14 protein-coding genes are annotated in these 16,057 nt (G+C 67.6%); 6 read left to right on the top strand and 8 right to left on the bottom strand.

The features are described 5' to 3' along the window. Positions 1–55: 55 nt before the first annotated feature. Entirely contained in the window at positions 56–2,245 is a 2,190-nt protein-coding gene (gene katG, locus ACFU95_RS36080; RefSeq protein ID WP_383836957.1) for a catalase/peroxidase HPI, read from the bottom strand. Positions 2,246–2,651: 406 nt separating this feature from the next. Here katG and ACFU95_RS36075 point away from each other — a divergent pair, with 406 nt between their 5' ends. The 3 genes from ACFU95_RS36075 (at position 2,652) to ACFU95_RS36065 (ending at position 5,287) form a co-directional block, all read left to right on the top strand. Beyond that, positions 2,652–3,215, top strand: coding sequence for a dihydrofolate reductase family protein (locus ACFU95_RS36075; protein WP_383836954.1), 564 nt, complete (start codon positions 2,652–2,654; stop codon positions 3,213–3,215). Between the two features lie 327 nt (positions 3,216–3,542). Then, entirely contained in the window at positions 3,543–4,256 is a 714-nt protein-coding gene (locus ACFU95_RS36070; protein WP_383836951.1) for a haloacid dehalogenase type II, read from the top strand. Positions 4,257–4,624: 368 nt separating this feature from the next. Then, positions 4,625–5,287: a hypothetical protein gene (locus ACFU95_RS36065; protein ID WP_383836948.1), complete on the top strand. Its 663-nt coding sequence runs from the start codon at positions 4,625–4,627 to the stop codon at positions 5,285–5,287. A 148-nt stretch (positions 5,288–5,435) separates the two neighbouring features. Here ACFU95_RS36065 and ACFU95_RS36060 read toward each other — a convergent pair whose 3' ends face one another. After that, positions 5,436–6,899: an MFS transporter gene (locus ACFU95_RS36060; RefSeq protein WP_383836945.1), complete on the bottom strand. Its 1,464-nt coding sequence runs from the start codon at positions 6,897–6,899 to the stop codon at positions 5,436–5,438. 520 nt (positions 6,900–7,419) lie between these two features. On the opposite strand from ACFU95_RS36060, the gene ACFU95_RS36055 reads away from it, so the two are divergent. Next, positions 7,420–7,848 carry a hypothetical protein gene (locus ACFU95_RS36055; protein ID WP_383836943.1) on the top strand — a complete coding sequence of 143 codons (429 nt, stop codon included), beginning with the start codon at positions 7,420–7,422 and terminating at the stop codon, positions 7,846–7,848. Positions 7,849–8,296: 448 nt separating this feature from the next. Here ACFU95_RS36055 and ACFU95_RS36050 read toward each other — a convergent pair whose 3' ends face one another. From ACFU95_RS36050 to ACFU95_RS36035, 4 genes are all read right to left on the bottom strand, one after another. Further along, complete coding sequence (locus tag ACFU95_RS36050; protein ID WP_383836940.1) at positions 8,297–9,643, bottom strand: hypothetical protein; 1,347 nt, start codon at positions 9,641–9,643, stop codon at positions 8,297–8,299. A 191-nt stretch (positions 9,644–9,834) separates the two neighbouring features. Beyond that, positions 9,835–10,002 (bottom strand): hypothetical protein, encoded by a 168-nt coding sequence (locus ACFU95_RS36045; RefSeq protein ID WP_383836937.1) that lies wholly within the window; start codon positions 10,000–10,002, stop codon positions 9,835–9,837. Between the two features lie 133 nt (positions 10,003–10,135). After that, complete coding sequence (locus ACFU95_RS36040; RefSeq protein ID WP_383836934.1) at positions 10,136–10,573, bottom strand: hypothetical protein; 438 nt, start codon at positions 10,571–10,573, stop codon at positions 10,136–10,138. A 425-nt stretch (positions 10,574–10,998) separates the two neighbouring features. After that, positions 10,999–11,871, bottom strand: coding sequence for a DUF4394 domain-containing protein (locus tag ACFU95_RS36035; protein WP_383836931.1), 873 nt, complete (start codon positions 11,869–11,871; stop codon positions 10,999–11,001). 279 nt (positions 11,872–12,150) lie between these two features. Here ACFU95_RS36035 and ACFU95_RS36030 point away from each other — a divergent pair, with 279 nt between their 5' ends. Continuing rightward, on the top strand, positions 12,151–13,356 hold the full coding sequence (locus tag ACFU95_RS36030; RefSeq protein WP_383836928.1) for a PucR family transcriptional regulator: 1,206 nt from the start codon (positions 12,151–12,153) through the stop codon (positions 13,354–13,356). Between the two features lie 82 nt (positions 13,357–13,438). Here ACFU95_RS36030 and ACFU95_RS36025 read toward each other — a convergent pair whose 3' ends face one another. Beyond that, positions 13,439–13,960, bottom strand: coding sequence for a hypothetical protein (locus ACFU95_RS36025; RefSeq protein ID WP_383837082.1), 522 nt, complete (start codon positions 13,958–13,960; stop codon positions 13,439–13,441). 231 nt (positions 13,961–14,191) lie between these two features. After that, a complete protein-coding gene (locus ACFU95_RS36020) occupies positions 14,192–14,770 on the bottom strand; it encodes a TetR/AcrR family transcriptional regulator (RefSeq protein ID WP_383836925.1) in 579 nt (192 codons plus the stop codon). 89 nt (positions 14,771–14,859) lie between these two features. Between ACFU95_RS36020 and ACFU95_RS36015 the strand changes: the two genes are divergently transcribed. Then, positions 14,860–15,306, top strand: a complete 447-nt coding sequence (locus tag ACFU95_RS36015) for an anthrone oxygenase family protein (protein ID WP_383836922.1) — start codon at positions 14,860–14,862, stop codon at positions 15,304–15,306. Positions 15,307–16,057 lie beyond the last annotated feature (751 nt).

The following is a 16,057-nucleotide window of genomic DNA, read 5'->3' as shown; positions in this document are numbered from 1 at the left end:
CCCGTCGGCGCCTGATGGTCGCCCCTGCCAGGCCACGGACCTCGGGACGTTCGGGTCAGGTGAGGTCGAACCGATCGAGGTTCATCACCTTGTCCCACGCGGCCACGAAGTCACGCACGAACTTGTCTCCCGCGTCCTGGGACGCGTAGACCTCCGAGACGGCTCGGAGCTGGGAGTGTGAACCGAAGATGAGGTCGACCGCGGTGGCGGTCCACTTGAGCTCGTTCGTGGCGCGATCGCGGCCTTCGAATACGTTCTCGTCCGAAGCCGCGACCTTCCACTCCGTGCCCATGTGGAGCAGGTTGACGAAGAAGTCGTTGGACAAGGTCTCGGGCCGGTCTGTGAAGACACCGTGGGGTGATCGCTTGAAGCCGGTGTTCAGGACCCGCATGCCGCCGATCAGCACCGTCATCTCGGGAGCGGTCAGCGTCAACAGGTTGGCGCGATCCAGAAGCAGGGTCTCCGGCGACAGCTTCTCTCCCGCCCGGAGGTAGTTGCGGAACCCGTCGGCTCTGGGTTCGAGCACGGCGAACGCCTCCACGTCGGTCTGGTCCTGCGAGGCGTCCGTGCGCCCCGGTGCGAACGGGACCGTGATGTCGTATCCGGCGTTCTTCGCGGCTTGCTCGACGGCCGCGCACCCGCCCAGGACGATCAGGTCGGCGAGCGAGACCTTCGTTTGGCCGTTGTGCGAGAGGTTGAAGTCGTGCTGGATCTGCTCCAGTTTCTGCACCACCTCGGCCACCTCGGGCAGGTCGTTGACCTCCCAGTCCCTTTGCGGCGCGAGCCGGATCCGAGCCCCGTTGGCCCCGCCCCGCTTGTCGGTGCCGCGGAAGCTCGCTGCCGCCGCCCACGCGGTGGTGACCAGCTGGGAGATGGAGAGTCCCGAGGCGACGATCGTGTCCTTGAGGGCGGTGACGTCCGCGTCTGCGACGAGTTCGTGATCGACCTTCGGGACGGGATCCTGCCAAAGCTGCGGCTCGGGGACCCACGGCCCGAGGTACCGCGTGACGGGACCCATGTCGCGGTGCAGCAGCTTGTACCAGGCCTTGGCGAACGCTTCCGCGAGGTAGTCCGGGTTCTCGTGGAAGCTCTTCGCGATCGGGCCGTAGACCGGATCCAGCTTCAGCGCCAGGTCCGTCGTCAGCATCATGGGTGCGTGCCTCTTCGACGCGTCATGGGCGTCGGGCACCGTGTCCTTGGCCGAGGGGTCCGTGGGAGTCCACTGCTTGGCACCGGCAGGGCTCGTCGTCAGCTCCCAGTCGTACCGGAACAGGTTGTCCAGGTAGCCGTTGTCCCATCTGGTCGGCTCGGAGGTCCAGGCGCCCTCGAGCCCACTGGTGAGCGTGTCGGCGCCCTTGCCGCTGCCGTACGTGTTGCGCCAGCCGAGGCCTTGCTGCTCGATGTCGCCGGCCTCGGGTTCCGGACCGATGTACCCGGGGTCGACGGCACCATGACACTTGCCGAACGTGTGCCCGCCGACGATGAGCGCCACCGTCTCCTCGTCGTTCATCGCCATCCGCCCGAACGTCTCGCGAATGTCCCTGGCGGCGGCCATCGGATCCGGGTTGCCGTTGGGTCCCTCCGGATTGACGTAGATCAGTCCCATCTGCACAGCACCGAAGGGAGGGGCGAGTTCCCTGTCGCCGCTGTAGCGCTCATCTCCCAGCCAGGTGTCCTCGGGCCCCCAGAAGACTTCCTCGGGTTCCCAGATGTCCTCCCGCCCGAAACCGAAGCCGAACGTCTTGAACCCCATGGATTCCATGGCACAGTTGCCGGCGAAGACCAGAAGGTCGGCCCAGGAGATCTTCTTGCCGTACTTCTGCTTGACCGGCCAGAGCAGACGGCGCGCCTTGTCGAGGCTTGCGTTGTCCGGCCAACTGTTGAGCGGGGCAAAGCGCTGGGCGCCGGAGCCGCCACCGCCCCGGCCGTCGTCGATCCGGTACGTTCCCGCGGCGTGCCAACTCATCCGGATGAAGAGCGGCCCGTAGTGGCCGTAATCGGCAGGCCACCAGTCCTGCGACGCCGTCATCACCTCGAAGACGTCCCGCTTCAGCGCGTCGAGGTCGAGGCCGGCGAACTCTCTCGGGTAGTCGAAGTCCTCGTCCATCGGATTGGAGCGGGACGAGTGCTGGTGGAGAATCTGGAGGTCCAGCTGATTCGGCCACCAGTCCCGGATTGTTCTGGGCCGGGTCGGCGTGGGGGTCGGGGAGGCGATTGCCGGGTTTTCGCTTTCGCTGCCGGACACGTACGTCCTTCTTTCTGTGTCGGTGTTTCCACGCGCAATGCCGATGATGGTGATGAGTCGGCGTCGGTATGGTCGCGCACCACAAGACCGCATCGCCACGGAACACGCAGAGCACCCGGTGCAAGAAACGTGCGTGAAGAGGCTGGATTTCTCGTCCCGTGTTGGCTTCCTTGTCTGGCGTCAAGGAGTTGGCAGGGTTTGATCTTGGTATGGCTGGGCTCGGTACGTGTATGTCACAGCGGTGGCGGCGGGCTTGCCTTGTCCCCGCCGGTACGTCGGAGGTTCCTTTCCGTACGGAGTATCTGCTCGGCGTGGTGGTCCACTTGCCCTCGGGGCGGCTGACCGATGATTTTTGCGCGCGGTACTGGTCTGTACGCCGAATACCGACTCACGGGAGGCTGACGCCATGCGGAAACTGACCTTCGGCATGAACATGAGCGTGGACGGCTACATCGCCGCGCCCGGCGACGACCTCGGCTGGAGCGTGCCGAGCGACGAGCTGTTCCAGTGGTGGTCCGACCGGGTGGACGCGACGGGCCTGGCGCTGTACGGGCGCAAGCTGTGGGAGACGATGAGCTCCCACTGGCCGACCGCCGACAAGCAGCCGGGTGCCACACCGGCGGCGATCGAGTACGCCGGCCGCTGGCGGGACATGCCGAAGGTGGTGTTCTCCTCCACGACCAGGTCGGTCGACTGGAACACTCGTCTGGTCACCGGCGACGCGGTCACCGAGATCACCAGGCTCAAGGCCGACGACGGCGGCCCCATGGACATCGCCGGTGCCACACTCGCCGCGGCGGCCATGCGGGCGGGGCTGATCGACGAGTACGTGACCGTCACCCATCCGGTCCTGGTGGGCGGCGGCACGCCGTTCTTCACAGCCCTGGACAACTGGGTGAACCTGAGCCTGGTGGAGACCCGGACGTTTCCCGACGGTGTGGTGCTGACCAGGTACGAGACCAGGGGCTGAGTGCCCGACGGTGGATCAGCGCGGGCTTCGGGCGAACCTGCGCGTCCGGGTGGTTCCTGACAACAAAGACGTCAAGGGTGTGACTGGCAACTCACGCCTGCCGCATGCGCATGCAGGTGCAGTCGGTCGTACAGGGTGTGCCGGAGCGGTGTGAAATCCTTCCGGCGAGGATCCGTTTCTCGACGGGTCCGGAGACGAGCAGGAAGGCCATCGCCACGGACAATAGGTCGAGGCGTCGGCCCGTGAACGGTTCGGGAATTCGGGTGGCTTCCGTGGTGTTCGGGTAACACCCGCTCATTTGCCTGCTGCTACCGGGAGACTGCGTCCATGTCCCAGCCCGAGATCGACGCCATCGTCTTCGACGTGCTCGGCACGCTGGTCGACGAACCCGCCGGTATTCGCGCTGGCATTCGTGCACTCGCCCCATCGCTCGATGAGTCCAAGGCCGAGCAGCTTGTGTCTCTGTGGCAGCAGCACGTCGACCGCGAACAGCGCAGCATGCTCGACGGTGTCCGGCCGTACCTCACGAGCGACCTCCTCGACCTGGAAGCCGCTCGGCTCGTCGCCGATGCCGCCGGAGTCGATGACCCCAACGCCGTGGCGGCACTGGCCGTTTGTGGTCGCAGGCTCCCGCCGTGGCCCGACACCGTGGCCGGGCTCGCCCGACTCGCCGAGAGGTTCCCGCTGATCGGACTCTCCAACGCGAGCCGGACGGCACTGCTGGAGCTCAACGCCCACGCCGGGCTGCGCTGGCACCAGGCCCTGTCCGCCGAAGAGGCCCGGACCTACAAGCCGGACCCAGCGGTCTACCAGCTGGCCATCACCCTTTCCGGACGAGCGCCGGAGCGGCTCCTGATGGTCGCTGCCCACGCCTGGGACCTGCGCGGGGCACAGAAACTCGGCCTGCGCACGGCTTACGTGTCCCGCCGTGCCGGCGACCCGCCCACCTCTTCGGACCGGTTCGACCTGTACGCCGACGACCTGGCCGGCCTGGCCGATCAACTCGACCATGCGGGTGGGCCGAGCCCTTGGGTCGTCTGAGGACCGAACCAGGCGCTGCGCGGCCGTGGAACTCGGCGGACTCTCCACGCCGCTGTCGGGCCGCGGCAGGTTGAGGGAGTCCGGCGACCTGGTGGGGCCGGCCGACTGGTGGCGGTGCCGGTGCCGCGTGCGGTGCCCGCCGTGTTCTGGCTCGTTGTTCTGGTCATCATCACGATCGTTTGTGATCGGGCACCGGTGACTCAACGAGGTGCCACCAGGCCATGCGCAGCGCTGGATCCCGGGCGCTGCCAAGACTCACAAAACCCACCGACATCGTTCTCCTGGCCTCCATACGGCTGCCTGAGCCGGGGGAGCGGGAACTGCTGGCGTTCGGGCCGATCATTCTGAGTTGACTGGGGGAGTAACCAATGATGCAGCGTCCGATGGCCGTCGTCGGCATCGCCGCGGCCGTCGTCCTGCTGGCCGGTTGCAGTGGCAGCGACGACAAGTCCGATTCGAAGACCGAGAGCAGCGGCAGCGCCACACCGTCAGCGCCGGCAGCCGTCTCCTTCGACCCGCCCAAGGAATTCGCCGCGATGTCGGCGTTCGGGGTCGCGCGCACGGACAAGGACAACCAGTACACGCTCCAGTCCGGCATGGTGGGCCAGACCTCCTTGATCGCGGGACTCACCGGCGTCACCGGCCGCGATATCGCCGCGAAGGGCGAGCCGTGGACCTTCCCGTCCGCTGCGGCGTCCACCACCGAGACGCTGAGTGTGACCGCGCCGATGGGCGTCAAACTGGACGGCAAGGACGTCGTGGCGATCGCCTACGTTCAGAACGACAAGGGCAACGGCACCCAGAAGGCCAAGGGCCAGGTGGTGTTCCAGTGGCTCGACGCGACCGACGGTAAGAAGGTCGCCGAGGTCACCGCCGACCCGGGCAGTGCGAACGGTTCGGACATGTCGCTGTACGACGGCAAGATGAAGTCGCCGACGGCGGTCACGCAGTACGGCGGTACCTACCTCCAGGCCAGCGGCAGCAACTACGACCTCCAGTCGATCCTGATCGCTCTGGCACCCACCGCCTGAACACCTGAACACGACGAAGACCCCGGTCCATGTGAGCGGGGTCTTCGTCACAACAGGACCATCCGCCGGAGGAGCGAATCGAACTGCCGAGCACGGCACATCCAGAGCCTGGGGCGAGACGGTCGTGGCAGGGGCTCGGGCCCACGTCTCAGCAGCGACGCCACTGGCGGGGTGCGGGTGCTGGTTCCCGCGCTGGTGGTGTCGGGCACCGGGTCACAGCGACGAGGAGCATGGCGACGATCCCGCCGGCCACCACGAACAGTGTGGTGCTGATTCCGTCTGCGGTCGCGATGCGCAGGCGTTCGCCCGTGAAGTCGTCGAGACCGGCGGTCGCGACGAGGACGAGGAGGGCGAGGCCCACCGCGGCGCCGACGCCGGAGCCGGTGGACGCGATCCCGGAGGCGGTGCCCTGGTCCCGGTCTGCCACCCCGGTCGCGGCTGCGATGAACATGGCCGTGAACACCACGCCGTCACCGATGCTGAGCGCGACGAGTCCCGGGACCAGTTCGACGTACGAGCCGTCTGGCGAGATCGCGACGCCGAGCAGCACAGCGCCGAGCGCCCCGAAGGCAAGGGCAGCCACCAGTGTGCGTTTGAGCCCGAACCGAGTGACGAACTGGCCGGCCGTAGTCGAGCCCGCCACCACGACGGCTGTGGGGATCAGAAAGCCGGCGCCACTTTGCAGGGGGTCGTAGCCGAGGACCTGTTGAAAGTAGACCGAGAGGAAGTAGAGCACAGAGCCGAAGGTCGCCATGAACATGAACGCGATGACGACGCCGGTGATGAGGTTGGAATTCGACAGCAGTCGAGGAGGCATGAGCGCGTCGGGGCTACGCCGCTCGACTACGGCGAATGCTCCGATCAGCAGCAAGCTGGCCACGGCACTTACCAGAATGCCCGGCGAAAGCCAGCCCAGGCCGGGTCCTTGCACCAGCGCGAATACGATCAAGGTGACGCCCAGAGTGACGCTCAGCGCGCCGGGCAGATCGAACGTACGGCCCTTCTCGCGTTCACCGTCGGGCGGGATCAGCACGAACGCGAGCAGCAACGCCGGACCCGCCAATGCGACATTGACCAAGAAGACGGCTTCCCATCCGAAAGCCTGGGTCAGTACTCCGCCGAGGAGTACGCCGATCACCAGACCGGCAGCGCCCGCCCCGCCCCAGATGCCCAATGCGCGATTACGCGCCTGACCTTCGGAGAACGTGGTGTTGATGAGCGCCAGCGTGGTCGGAAAGACCAGGGCTCCGCCGAGTCCCTGGACCGCGCGTGCGGCGAGCAACAGGCCCGGCCCGGTCGCGAGTCCGCCCGCGAGTGCGGCTCCGGCATACAGCGCGAGTCCGGTCGCCAGGATCCGGCGCCGCCCGAGCAGGTCGGCGGCGCGACCCCCGAACAGCAGGAAGCCGGCCGAGGCCACCGCGTAAGCGCTGATCACCGACTGAAGCGTTTGTGCCGAGTAGCCCAGATCGCGCGCGATGTCGGGCAGCGCCACCACGACGATGTACTGGTCCAGCGAGACGATCAGCATGGCGAACGACAGCAGCGCCAGTGTCGCGGTCTCACGGTTCCAGCCAAGACTGCCGGGCGCTGATGAGGCATCCGTAGATCGCAAAGCAGCACTCCTGGTCTACCGGGTAGGCCACCCCGGCTCCGGCTCCGGCTCCGGAGCCGGCTCTGGCTCCGGCTTTGAACGTTCGAACGGGCAGGACAGCCGAAGCTGCTGGAACGCCCCGAGTGCGGAGCGCCAATACCAAGACCTTAAGGACCACGATCCCTGACTGTCGCGACAACACACTCGCCGGACGAAACGACCTCCGAACACGCCGAGGCGTTACCCGACCTCCGGACGAGGCCCCCCGATCAGCCGCGCCAGCGGACCACTTCCAGGGCGGCGGCAACGGCGTCGACTTCCCGGCGTTGAAACCGGCGCCCTCGATACCGAGGAACTCGGGACCGTCCGGCATCGCTCGCGCCGAGTGCGAAGAGCTCTCCTCGCCGGGTTCCCCGTGCGGAACGTCCCCGGTGAAGTCCCGTCGCCCTGAAGAGTTATAGGTACGCCGCCCGGCGCGCGCCCGCCAGACTGCCCGTGCATGGCAGACCGGCCATGTGGACCTTGGGGGAAAGGACGACTCATGAAGATGAAGAGACGGCTGGCCACGGCGGCACTGGGCGTGGCGACGAGTGGCGTGCTCATCGTCGCCACGGCTGGCGCGGCGCACGCCGCGAGTGCGGATGCCAGCCGGACGGGGGTGAGTGTGAAGGCGACCTGGGACTGGTCGGCGAACTCGCTCACGGACATCGACTACACCGTCAAGGACACGGACTGCGACGCCAACGACGTGTACACGCGGATGCGCGTCTACACCAAGCTCGTCCCGGACGGCACCGACACCTCGAAGCGCTACAACTCCACCGGCTGCGACACGACCGTCACGTACTCCGACCTCAAGTTCGAGGCCACCAATCACATCACCGGCGTCCGTGTGTACGCGTGCGTCGATGACGCGGGGGCCGACTCCTGTACCCGCAGCACCTTCAAGGACAACCCTGAGGTGGACTGACACACAGCGGTGGTCCCGACTCCAACGGGGCCACCGCAGGTGCCTCTCCCGGGGCGGCCTCCTGGCAGTAGTGCGTACGAACCACGCTGACGTCTCGCTCCTGCGGAGAAAACGGCGTGAGTGCATAGGAGCCCCCTGGCCAGGGACATCAACGGCCCGACGTCATCGCCGCACAAGACCGCTACTGTTCCGCCATGGGCGGGGGAGTGGGAATAGGGATCCGGTCGCGGCCGTGCAAGTGGTGTGAAACGCCGGTCCAACAGCCACAAGGCCGTTGGCGCAGAAAGAACTTCTGCTGCGAGGACCACCGCCGGAGAAGCCGTGCCCTGCGCGCTCTGGCGAACTTCCTGGACAGTCTGTAGCGGTTGGGCACCTTCCTCCTCCGGGGCCTGCCGCCTCATCTGGTGGAGACGCCTCACGAGGTCGAGTCCAGGTTGTCCACGAACTGCTATTCCTGGAAGGCCGCGATCTGGTCCGGTATCGAGAACTCTGAAGTACAGTCCGGACACGTCGTGCGGCCGAACAGATGGACCAGATGGTTTGCGGCCGCCGGCTGGCCAGCCGTGACGGTCAGACCGTAGAGCCGAGACGCCGGCGGCGGCAGGTCTGCGGGGGCCGCCGGGCGGACCCCGGTGAGGATGGGTCCCTCACGACCGACGACCCGAAAGCGCGTGTTCTGGTCCCGACGGCGAGTGCCTCGGAGCTTGTAGGAAAGGTCGATCTCCAGGCTCAGCGCGCAGGAGGGGCACATGACGGGATACTCGTCGCGGCGCAGGTTGCGCCTCCATATGGGCACCCCCTCGAAAGCCAGGAGGTGCTCCAGCCAGTAGAGAAAGTCGTCTTCATCACCCTCGAAGGGCCCTGCCATCACGTGGTCGTGCGTCAGTTTGTGCAGCTCGTTGATCGCAGCCGGGTACCGTGCCTGGACGTGTCCGGGCTCGTGAAGCTGCTGCTCCTCAACGACGATACGGCCGGCCAGCCCAAGGGCCTGCCAGCGATCGCCCGGCCTGCGACCGGTAGCGATGTCTGTCAGTACGGGCAGGGCAGCAAAGCTGGCCGTGTACACCGTTCCCTGGTGGTAGAGCGAGGCCCACAGCTCCTCCCATGCCTCGTCGGCCAGCTCGGGATCGCCGGTCTCGTCGAAGAGCCGTGGCAGGTCGGACGCGGATCCATAGGCGTGCTTCAGACGGGACCAGTCCAGTGGCATGCCCGCAATCATCCCAGCCGGGTCCGTGGACGCCCTCCAGCGGGGCGGCGTTGGCCTCCCGAATTGGTCGGCGAGCCGCCGCAGTCTTTCCGGATGTTGTCGAGGGGGCCACCCCACCCGGACGATACCGCTACCGGTCGGGGGCGCGGCCGCCGTCGAGACATGAGTGCCGGCCGGGGTCGCCCAGTACGTGCAGTGCCTGGCACCGAAACGCCGGGCGTCCCACGAGCCCGCGTCCATCAAGTCGATGAAGACTGCTGCTCCTGACATCGACACAGAAGTCACGGAACCAGCGCACGACGTGCTCACGGTGCTGCCCGCCCGTTGCCAGGGGTGCGGACGCCCCGCGAACGTCAAGGCCGGACGAGGTTGTTCCGGAACATGTCGCCCGGCCACATGGCCGACCAGCACGAACAATGATGCCCGCGCAGGGCCTTCCGGAAGTCCCTCCAGCGCGTCGGCCGCCCGGCGGTCCTGCTCGCCCGACAGCGCACGCGTCACGTCGAGCGCTCCGCTGTCACGAACGATCGCGACCGCTTCCTCGACACCGTCCGCCGTCAGGTGCCCACGACGAATCAGGCTCGTCAACCTGCCGGGTCTGCGCCGCAGCACGGCCCGTGCGGGGTGAGCCACGTGTCTGCGCTCAGTGCGATGCCCACGGCTTTGTCCGTCGGGCGTGCGGCCCCGGTGATGATCCGGACGTCCTCGGTCAGCCGGAACGCGACGCCCAGGGCACGGCCGTGACTCCCGAGCTCTCCGACCTGTGATGTGCCGCTCCGTCACTGGGGCGGCGGCGTGGCGTTGACCGCCGCGAGTGCGTTGATCCTGCCGTACCAGAAGGGGCGATCAGCCCCGGCGTGGTCGGCACGATGAGCTTCCTGATCTCGCCGGGAGACAGGGTGTCGTTCCTGCCCGTCGGAGGCGACGCCGCTGCGGGACATGCTCATACAACTCTTCACCCAGCCCACGAGTCGCGACGCGGAAGCGGTGCTGCCGGGTCAACGCGTACGGGCCGTGCACGTGCCGCTTTGGTCGAGCACAGGAACGGACTGTTGCACATGCCCGCTCGGCGTCAGCGGGTTAGCCGACGGCGAGGACGTCGGCAAGACTCACAGCGGGGCGGCCAAACATGTCTGTCAGCACGCGCTGCTGGCGCTCGGTCAAGGAGGCAACGAAGATCACCGCATCAGCGTCGGCCTGTTCACAGAACTGAGCGACCTCGCGGACTTTTCCGTCACTCAGCAGAGTCCGCGCGGAGTAGGGCAGACCCATCTTCCGGGCCCCGCCATCTGAGACGCCTCGTCGTTGCACGATCTGCACGACGACCCGAGCGCCGCAGGCTGCCAGTTCTGTGGCTGCCGACGCCATGAGCGCTTTGAAGTCCTTCTGCTTCGCCGAGAAGTAGCCGACCAGGACTACGTCAGCGCCCTCGGCCGTGAAACGGAACGCCCGGCGCTGGGCCGGCTCCGAGGGGACACGGCGAGCCAGGCGCCGGTCGCGCCTTCGAGGCTGATGCATGCGCCACAGGCTAAATGCCTGGCAGCCCGCAGTGATACTGCGTTTCTCACTGACCGAGTCTGGCGAGCGAGGTCAGAGCCACTCGTAGAGGCCGGCGATCGTGGCGGTGGCCGCGTAGCGGACGGGGATCTTGTCGTATCTCCTGGCCACGGGCTGATGGCGCATGAGGCGGCCGATCGCGGTATGTGGAATCGGGCAGGGGATCCCGTGTCTACGCAGGTAGCTGGGGTTGGTTCCGGACCCGTAGGACTGTCGGCCGGCACTCGCTCCGGGCCGCCTTCGTGGCAGTATCCCTCCCGGCTCCGGCTCCGGCTCCGGGCTTCTTGGCTGCTCGGCACCGCGGCGCTTTCGAACCCGGTAGGACAGGACTTACGGCCCGCCGGGCGTGGAACTGTCCGGCGGGCCGCTGTGCGAGCGGGTGCGCGTCAGCTTCCGGTGAGCGTGACCGCCAGTGACGTGATGTTCAGGGGGAACTGGAGAATCGGAGTCGGTTCACCGGTGACGAGGTTGATGCTGTAGAGCGTCGGGGTGCTGGCACCGTACGGGGTGAGCGAGGCGAATGCGGCGACCGACGTCGTCTTGCCGTTGGTCAGGTAGCTGAAGATGTCCAGGCCCGCGTTGGGCTGCGCGTCGAAACCGAGGGAACCGACCGTGGTCAGGGTGCCGTTGTTGGCCGGCGCCTGGAGGACGAGGTTGTCCGTCGTGGTGTCGATGCCGTACAGGAGCGTCCCCGTGGACGCGACCAGGTCGTTGTTCGTGTAGCCGGACGCGGTGACGCCCCGCGTCGGCCCGGTCAGCGGCGGGGTGGTGAGGGTGGTGTCCTCGATGGTGGTGTGGTCATTGAGGTTGTGCCGCAGGTTCTGCCCGTTGTCGCTGACCACCCGGAGCCGGTCGGCCGCCGGGTTGAAGTCGAAGCCGAAGTTGGTGCCGTACAGCGCGACCTGGAGCTGGGACACCTTGGTGACCACCACGTCGGAGGTCTGCGGCGGGGTCTTGATCGTGTAGATGCCGCCCTTCTCGCCGAGGCCGTACATCAGACCGTTCTGGACCCGGTGGTCGATGGCGAGCAGCTTGGTGTCGCCGCTGAGGCCCGTGATGACCCGGACCCAGTCGAGCACGTTCGGCCGGTCGGTGGTGAAGGTGGCCATGAGGGTGCCGTCGCCGGTGATCCCGAAGGCCCGCAGGCTGGGCGTGGCGGTGGCGGCCGAACCGGTGCCGGGCGCGCTCACCAGCAGTGCCGCGGAAACGGACAGGACCGCGGCCGCCGCCGCGAGTCTCTTCCTGATTCCTGCTTTCATCAGTGTTCCCCTCCCGTTGGATCGAATGACACCAAGGGAAATTGCACACGCGATGCTGATCTCTGCGCATGCGAATTTCGGCATGTTGACGACTCTCATTTAGCCGCCTTCACCGCAGCTCCACAACCGGATCGGGGCAGAACGCCTCCTTGATCCGGGAACTTTGCGCACCATGACAAATACCCGGCAGGGGCAAGGGGTGTTGATTCACGCGAAGTGACAAAGCGCGTCCTGATTTCGTCTGTCGACCCGCTCACCTGCGATGGCAGGCTCCCGCCCATGGGGAGCCTTTTCGCCGAACTGGCCCGGCAGGCGCCGACCAACGCCCGCCGAGAGGTCGAGTTGTATGTGCGCGAGATTCCGGAGTTCCGCTCCTGGGAAACCAGACCCCGGGCCAAGGGTGAGACGATGGAATACTCGGTGTGGCTGCGGCGCCGCACGATCGAACTGTCTCCGGACAACAGCGAGCTGACTGACGAAGACCTCAGCTACATCGCGGCCATCGGCGAGGTAAGGGCCGATGCCGGAATGTCCTCGGATTCGCGGCAGAAGGTGCTTCAGCTGCACACCACGCTCATGCTGCGCGACATCCAGGAGGCGGCCGAGAGCCTGCGGGGCGGTGATGTCGAGGAACTCATGCAGGTGATGAGCTGGTTCGCCCCGCAGGGCGACCGCGGCATCGTCGCCTACCGACAGGGATTCGTGACGGTGCTGCGCCGCCGACTGCCCTACGTCGAACAGGTCGCCCTGCTGGCCAGGTCACTGCTGACCGGCGACCCCATGGCCGCGGACCTGGCCTCCGTCCTCGACCTGGCACTCCCCGAATTCTGCGCCGTCGCGGTGATCCGCGTGCCGGACGCTCCCCTGGACGACCAAGATCTGGCCATCGAGATCGAAGCGCTCGTGAAGACACACCGGGTCCCGGTCGTGTGGTACCCGGAGAGCGGCACGAGGGGCGGTGAGCTGATCGCCGTCGTTCCATGTGCCGACGAGGCGATACGGCTGCCCTCCGCACCCGGCGCCGTAGCGGACCTCGTCGGGGACTTCGCCGCGGCACTCGGCCGCCCCTGCGCCGCCGGCACCGCCACCGCACCGCTCGACGAACTCCCCGACGCCCTCGAACGGGCCCGCAGAATCAGCAAGTCGGCCCCGCTGGGGAAGCCGTCCAGCCGCTTACGGCCGTACACCATGGCGGACGTCTTCGTAGAACTCGCGGTCGCCGACGTGCCGTTCGTCGATGCCTGGCTCCACGCGGTGGCCCGGAGGCTCGAACCGGGACCGGACCTCGTCACCACGCTCGATGCCTACTACCGCCACGACATGAACCGCGGCGCGGCGGCAGCGGCCCTCAACGTCCACCCGCGCACCCTGGACTACCGTCTGCGCCGGGCCTGTGAACTCACCGGTATCGACCCGGGCTCGGCCCACGGCATACGCACGCTCAGCACTGTCGTGACGCGGCGGCTGTCGGGTGCGTGGGCCTGACGCTGCACCTTGGTGACACCGTTACTCCCGTACCTCAACGACAGCCCCCGCGCAGGATGTTGATGAAGCCAACGCTCGGCCGTCACGCAGTGGGATCCACATTCCACGTCGTCGGCAGATCGCTGCCGCAGAAGACGCAGACGAAGTCGTCCTCGCGCACGCTGTTGTGCTCCTGGCAGCAAGGGCACCGTCGGAACACCACCTCGTGGGTGAAGCCAGAGGGCCGCCCGAGCTGCACGCCGTCCAGAGCGCGGGCGACCGCGTACCAGGAGGTGACGTCCGGGCAATACCCGGTGGGCTGGTTGCTGACCTCGCTCACAGCCCATCGGCCCGCCTCACGCATGAAGCTGATCTCGCCGGCGCTCAGCACCATGTCTCCGCCGGCACAGGCCACGTGCTCGCTTCGCCGAGGCGCCAGCCGAAGCACACCGTCCGTGCCGACCACGAAGGTGAACGGTTCGCCCAGCTCCAACGCCGATCGCTCTGCGATCCAGCCCGCGAAGTCAGCCGCCGAGCCGATCGGGCACCCGCCGCCGCCAGGCCGGACCGCGGTCTTCAGCTCGACCGGTCCGACATATCGGTAGCTCCGCCCCCGCACACTCACGTCAGCCAACCTAGAGCACCTTCGACACACACATGCCCCAGCAGCGCGACCCGTCAGCTACCGGCCTGCGCTGGAGGGAGGTCATGAATAGTCCTGCCGTCACGTTCAGGGCCGCGGTGCCCGGCGATCTGCGGCTCCGCCGCGAGGGCGCGAGGGCGCGAGTTAGTCGGAAGCGATGCTGTCGGCCGGTGGCCGGGCCGCAAGACCCTGGCAACCCGCCCGGACGGCGCGTCAGATCACGGCGAGCCGGTCCACCAGCAACTCCACCCTCCGCTCGGCGTCCTCCTGCGGCAGCCGTCCCGCCCGGGTCAGGGTCGCCAGCCCATGAAGGGCCGCCCAGAACACCTCGGTGAACAGCGCCGGATGGACACCGTCCCCGGCGACCTCGCCGAGGCTCTCCAACAGGGCGGCGAAGGCGTCCTTGAGAGGCTCCGGAGTGTCCTCCTGCGCGAACGCCAGGCCGCCGTCGAGCTGGAACATGGCGTCGTAGACCGCCGGGTTGCGTTCGGCGAAGTCGAGGTAGACGCGGGCGAGGGTGGTGACCCGGGCGCGCGGCCCGTCCGCGACAGAGGCCGCGGCCCGCAGCGCCGCGGCCATCTCGGCGGCGCCCTCCAGGGCGACGGCACCGATGATTTCGCGCTTCCCGCGAAAGTGGCTGTAGAGCACGGGCTGGCTGTACTCGATGCGTTCGGCGAGCCGGCGGGTGGTGACCGCGTCCCAGCCCTGCTGCTCGGCGAGTTCACGGGCCGTCGCCAGGATGAGGCGTTCGCGGCTCGCCCGTTCGCGCTCCTTGCGTTCCTGTACCGACATACTTCGATCCTAGCACTGCTAGACAATCGAGCGGCAGTAGGACTAGCGTTGCCTCACTATCTAGCAACGCTAGATCCGGGAGGGTCATCATGCTCAATGCACTTGAGGTCTTCACCACCGTGGTCGTCGGCGTGATGGTGGGGGTGGAGTTCTGCGTCGCCTTCTTCGTCAACCCGATCCTCGACGGCCTCCCCGGCGACAACGGCCTACGCGGCCGCACCCACGGAGCCCGGCTGCTCGGCGCCGTGATGCCGTTCTGGTACATCGGCTCGCTCGTCCTCACCGCGGTCTGGGCAGTCGCCGGATGGCACCACCACGGCGCCGGCCTCGTCGTCACCGCCGCTGCGCTGCTGATCGTCAGCGTGGTCATGTCGATCCTGCTGCTCGTCCCGATCAACGACCGGGCCAAGACGTGGACCGCCGACGGCCCGCCGGCCGACTGGAAGCAGCAGATGAACCGCTGGGACCGCTTCCACTACGTCCGGGTGGCCGTCATCATCGCCGCCTTCGCCCTGCTGGCCGCCGCCCTCGCCTGAGCGCGTGGGCCGAGACCGCCCAGGTGGCGCGCGCATCTCCTCCGCGGGTGGGCGGGGAGGGGCCACCGAAAACCCGCGCCCTCCGTGAAGTGCTGTCGACCAAGGGCAGCACTTCCGCTACCGGCGCTTCCCTTCGGGGCCTGGATCGGACCTGGACGGAAGGCGAAGAGGTCGAACAGCCCCTGGCGCTCTCCGGCGAGCTCGGCTTCGAGGCCGTCCGGCAAACGGTGTTAGAAGCCCCGGGCGCCCTCTCGCTGCCGCGGACTGCCCTGGCGCCACGATCGCCGACCCGTGTCCTGCCCTCACGCCGACCGAACGTGCTCGGCGGGAACGCGGCGTCTCGCGGCTCGCTTCGCGGATGCGGGCCGAGCATCAGGCAAGTTCCGAACCGCTGCCCCGCCTCTCCTCCTCGATCCTGGCCAACCTCAAGCACCGCGGCCCGCTCGCGATCGGAGCGTCGGGGCCGGGTGACCCGCCGCCGCAGTAGCACTGACAAGCGGAGCCAGGACTTCGCGGTCACGGAAGCTGGCCAGCAGGCGTTGCGGGAGCACGTGAAGGACGGAAACGCCTGGCTGGCGTCGGCGCTGGCGCGGACCATGACTCCGGCAGAGCGCGGTCTGCTGCGGTTGGCCGGAGATCTCATGCAACAACTCGCTTAGCCTCGCGCTTTCACGAGGTGGGCTGTCCAAGAGTTGATCAGAAACACGGAAAGTGCCCTTGACCTGCAACGATAGGACTTGCTGAGGGTCCT

It is taken from the genome of Streptomyces sp. NPDC057623, from assembly GCF_042800355.1.
GTDB lineage: Bacteria > Actinomycetota > Actinomycetes > Streptomycetales > Streptomycetaceae > Streptomyces.
The sequence above is the reverse complement of the archived record's forward strand: the minus strand, read 5'-3'. Positions and strand labels throughout refer to the sequence as shown.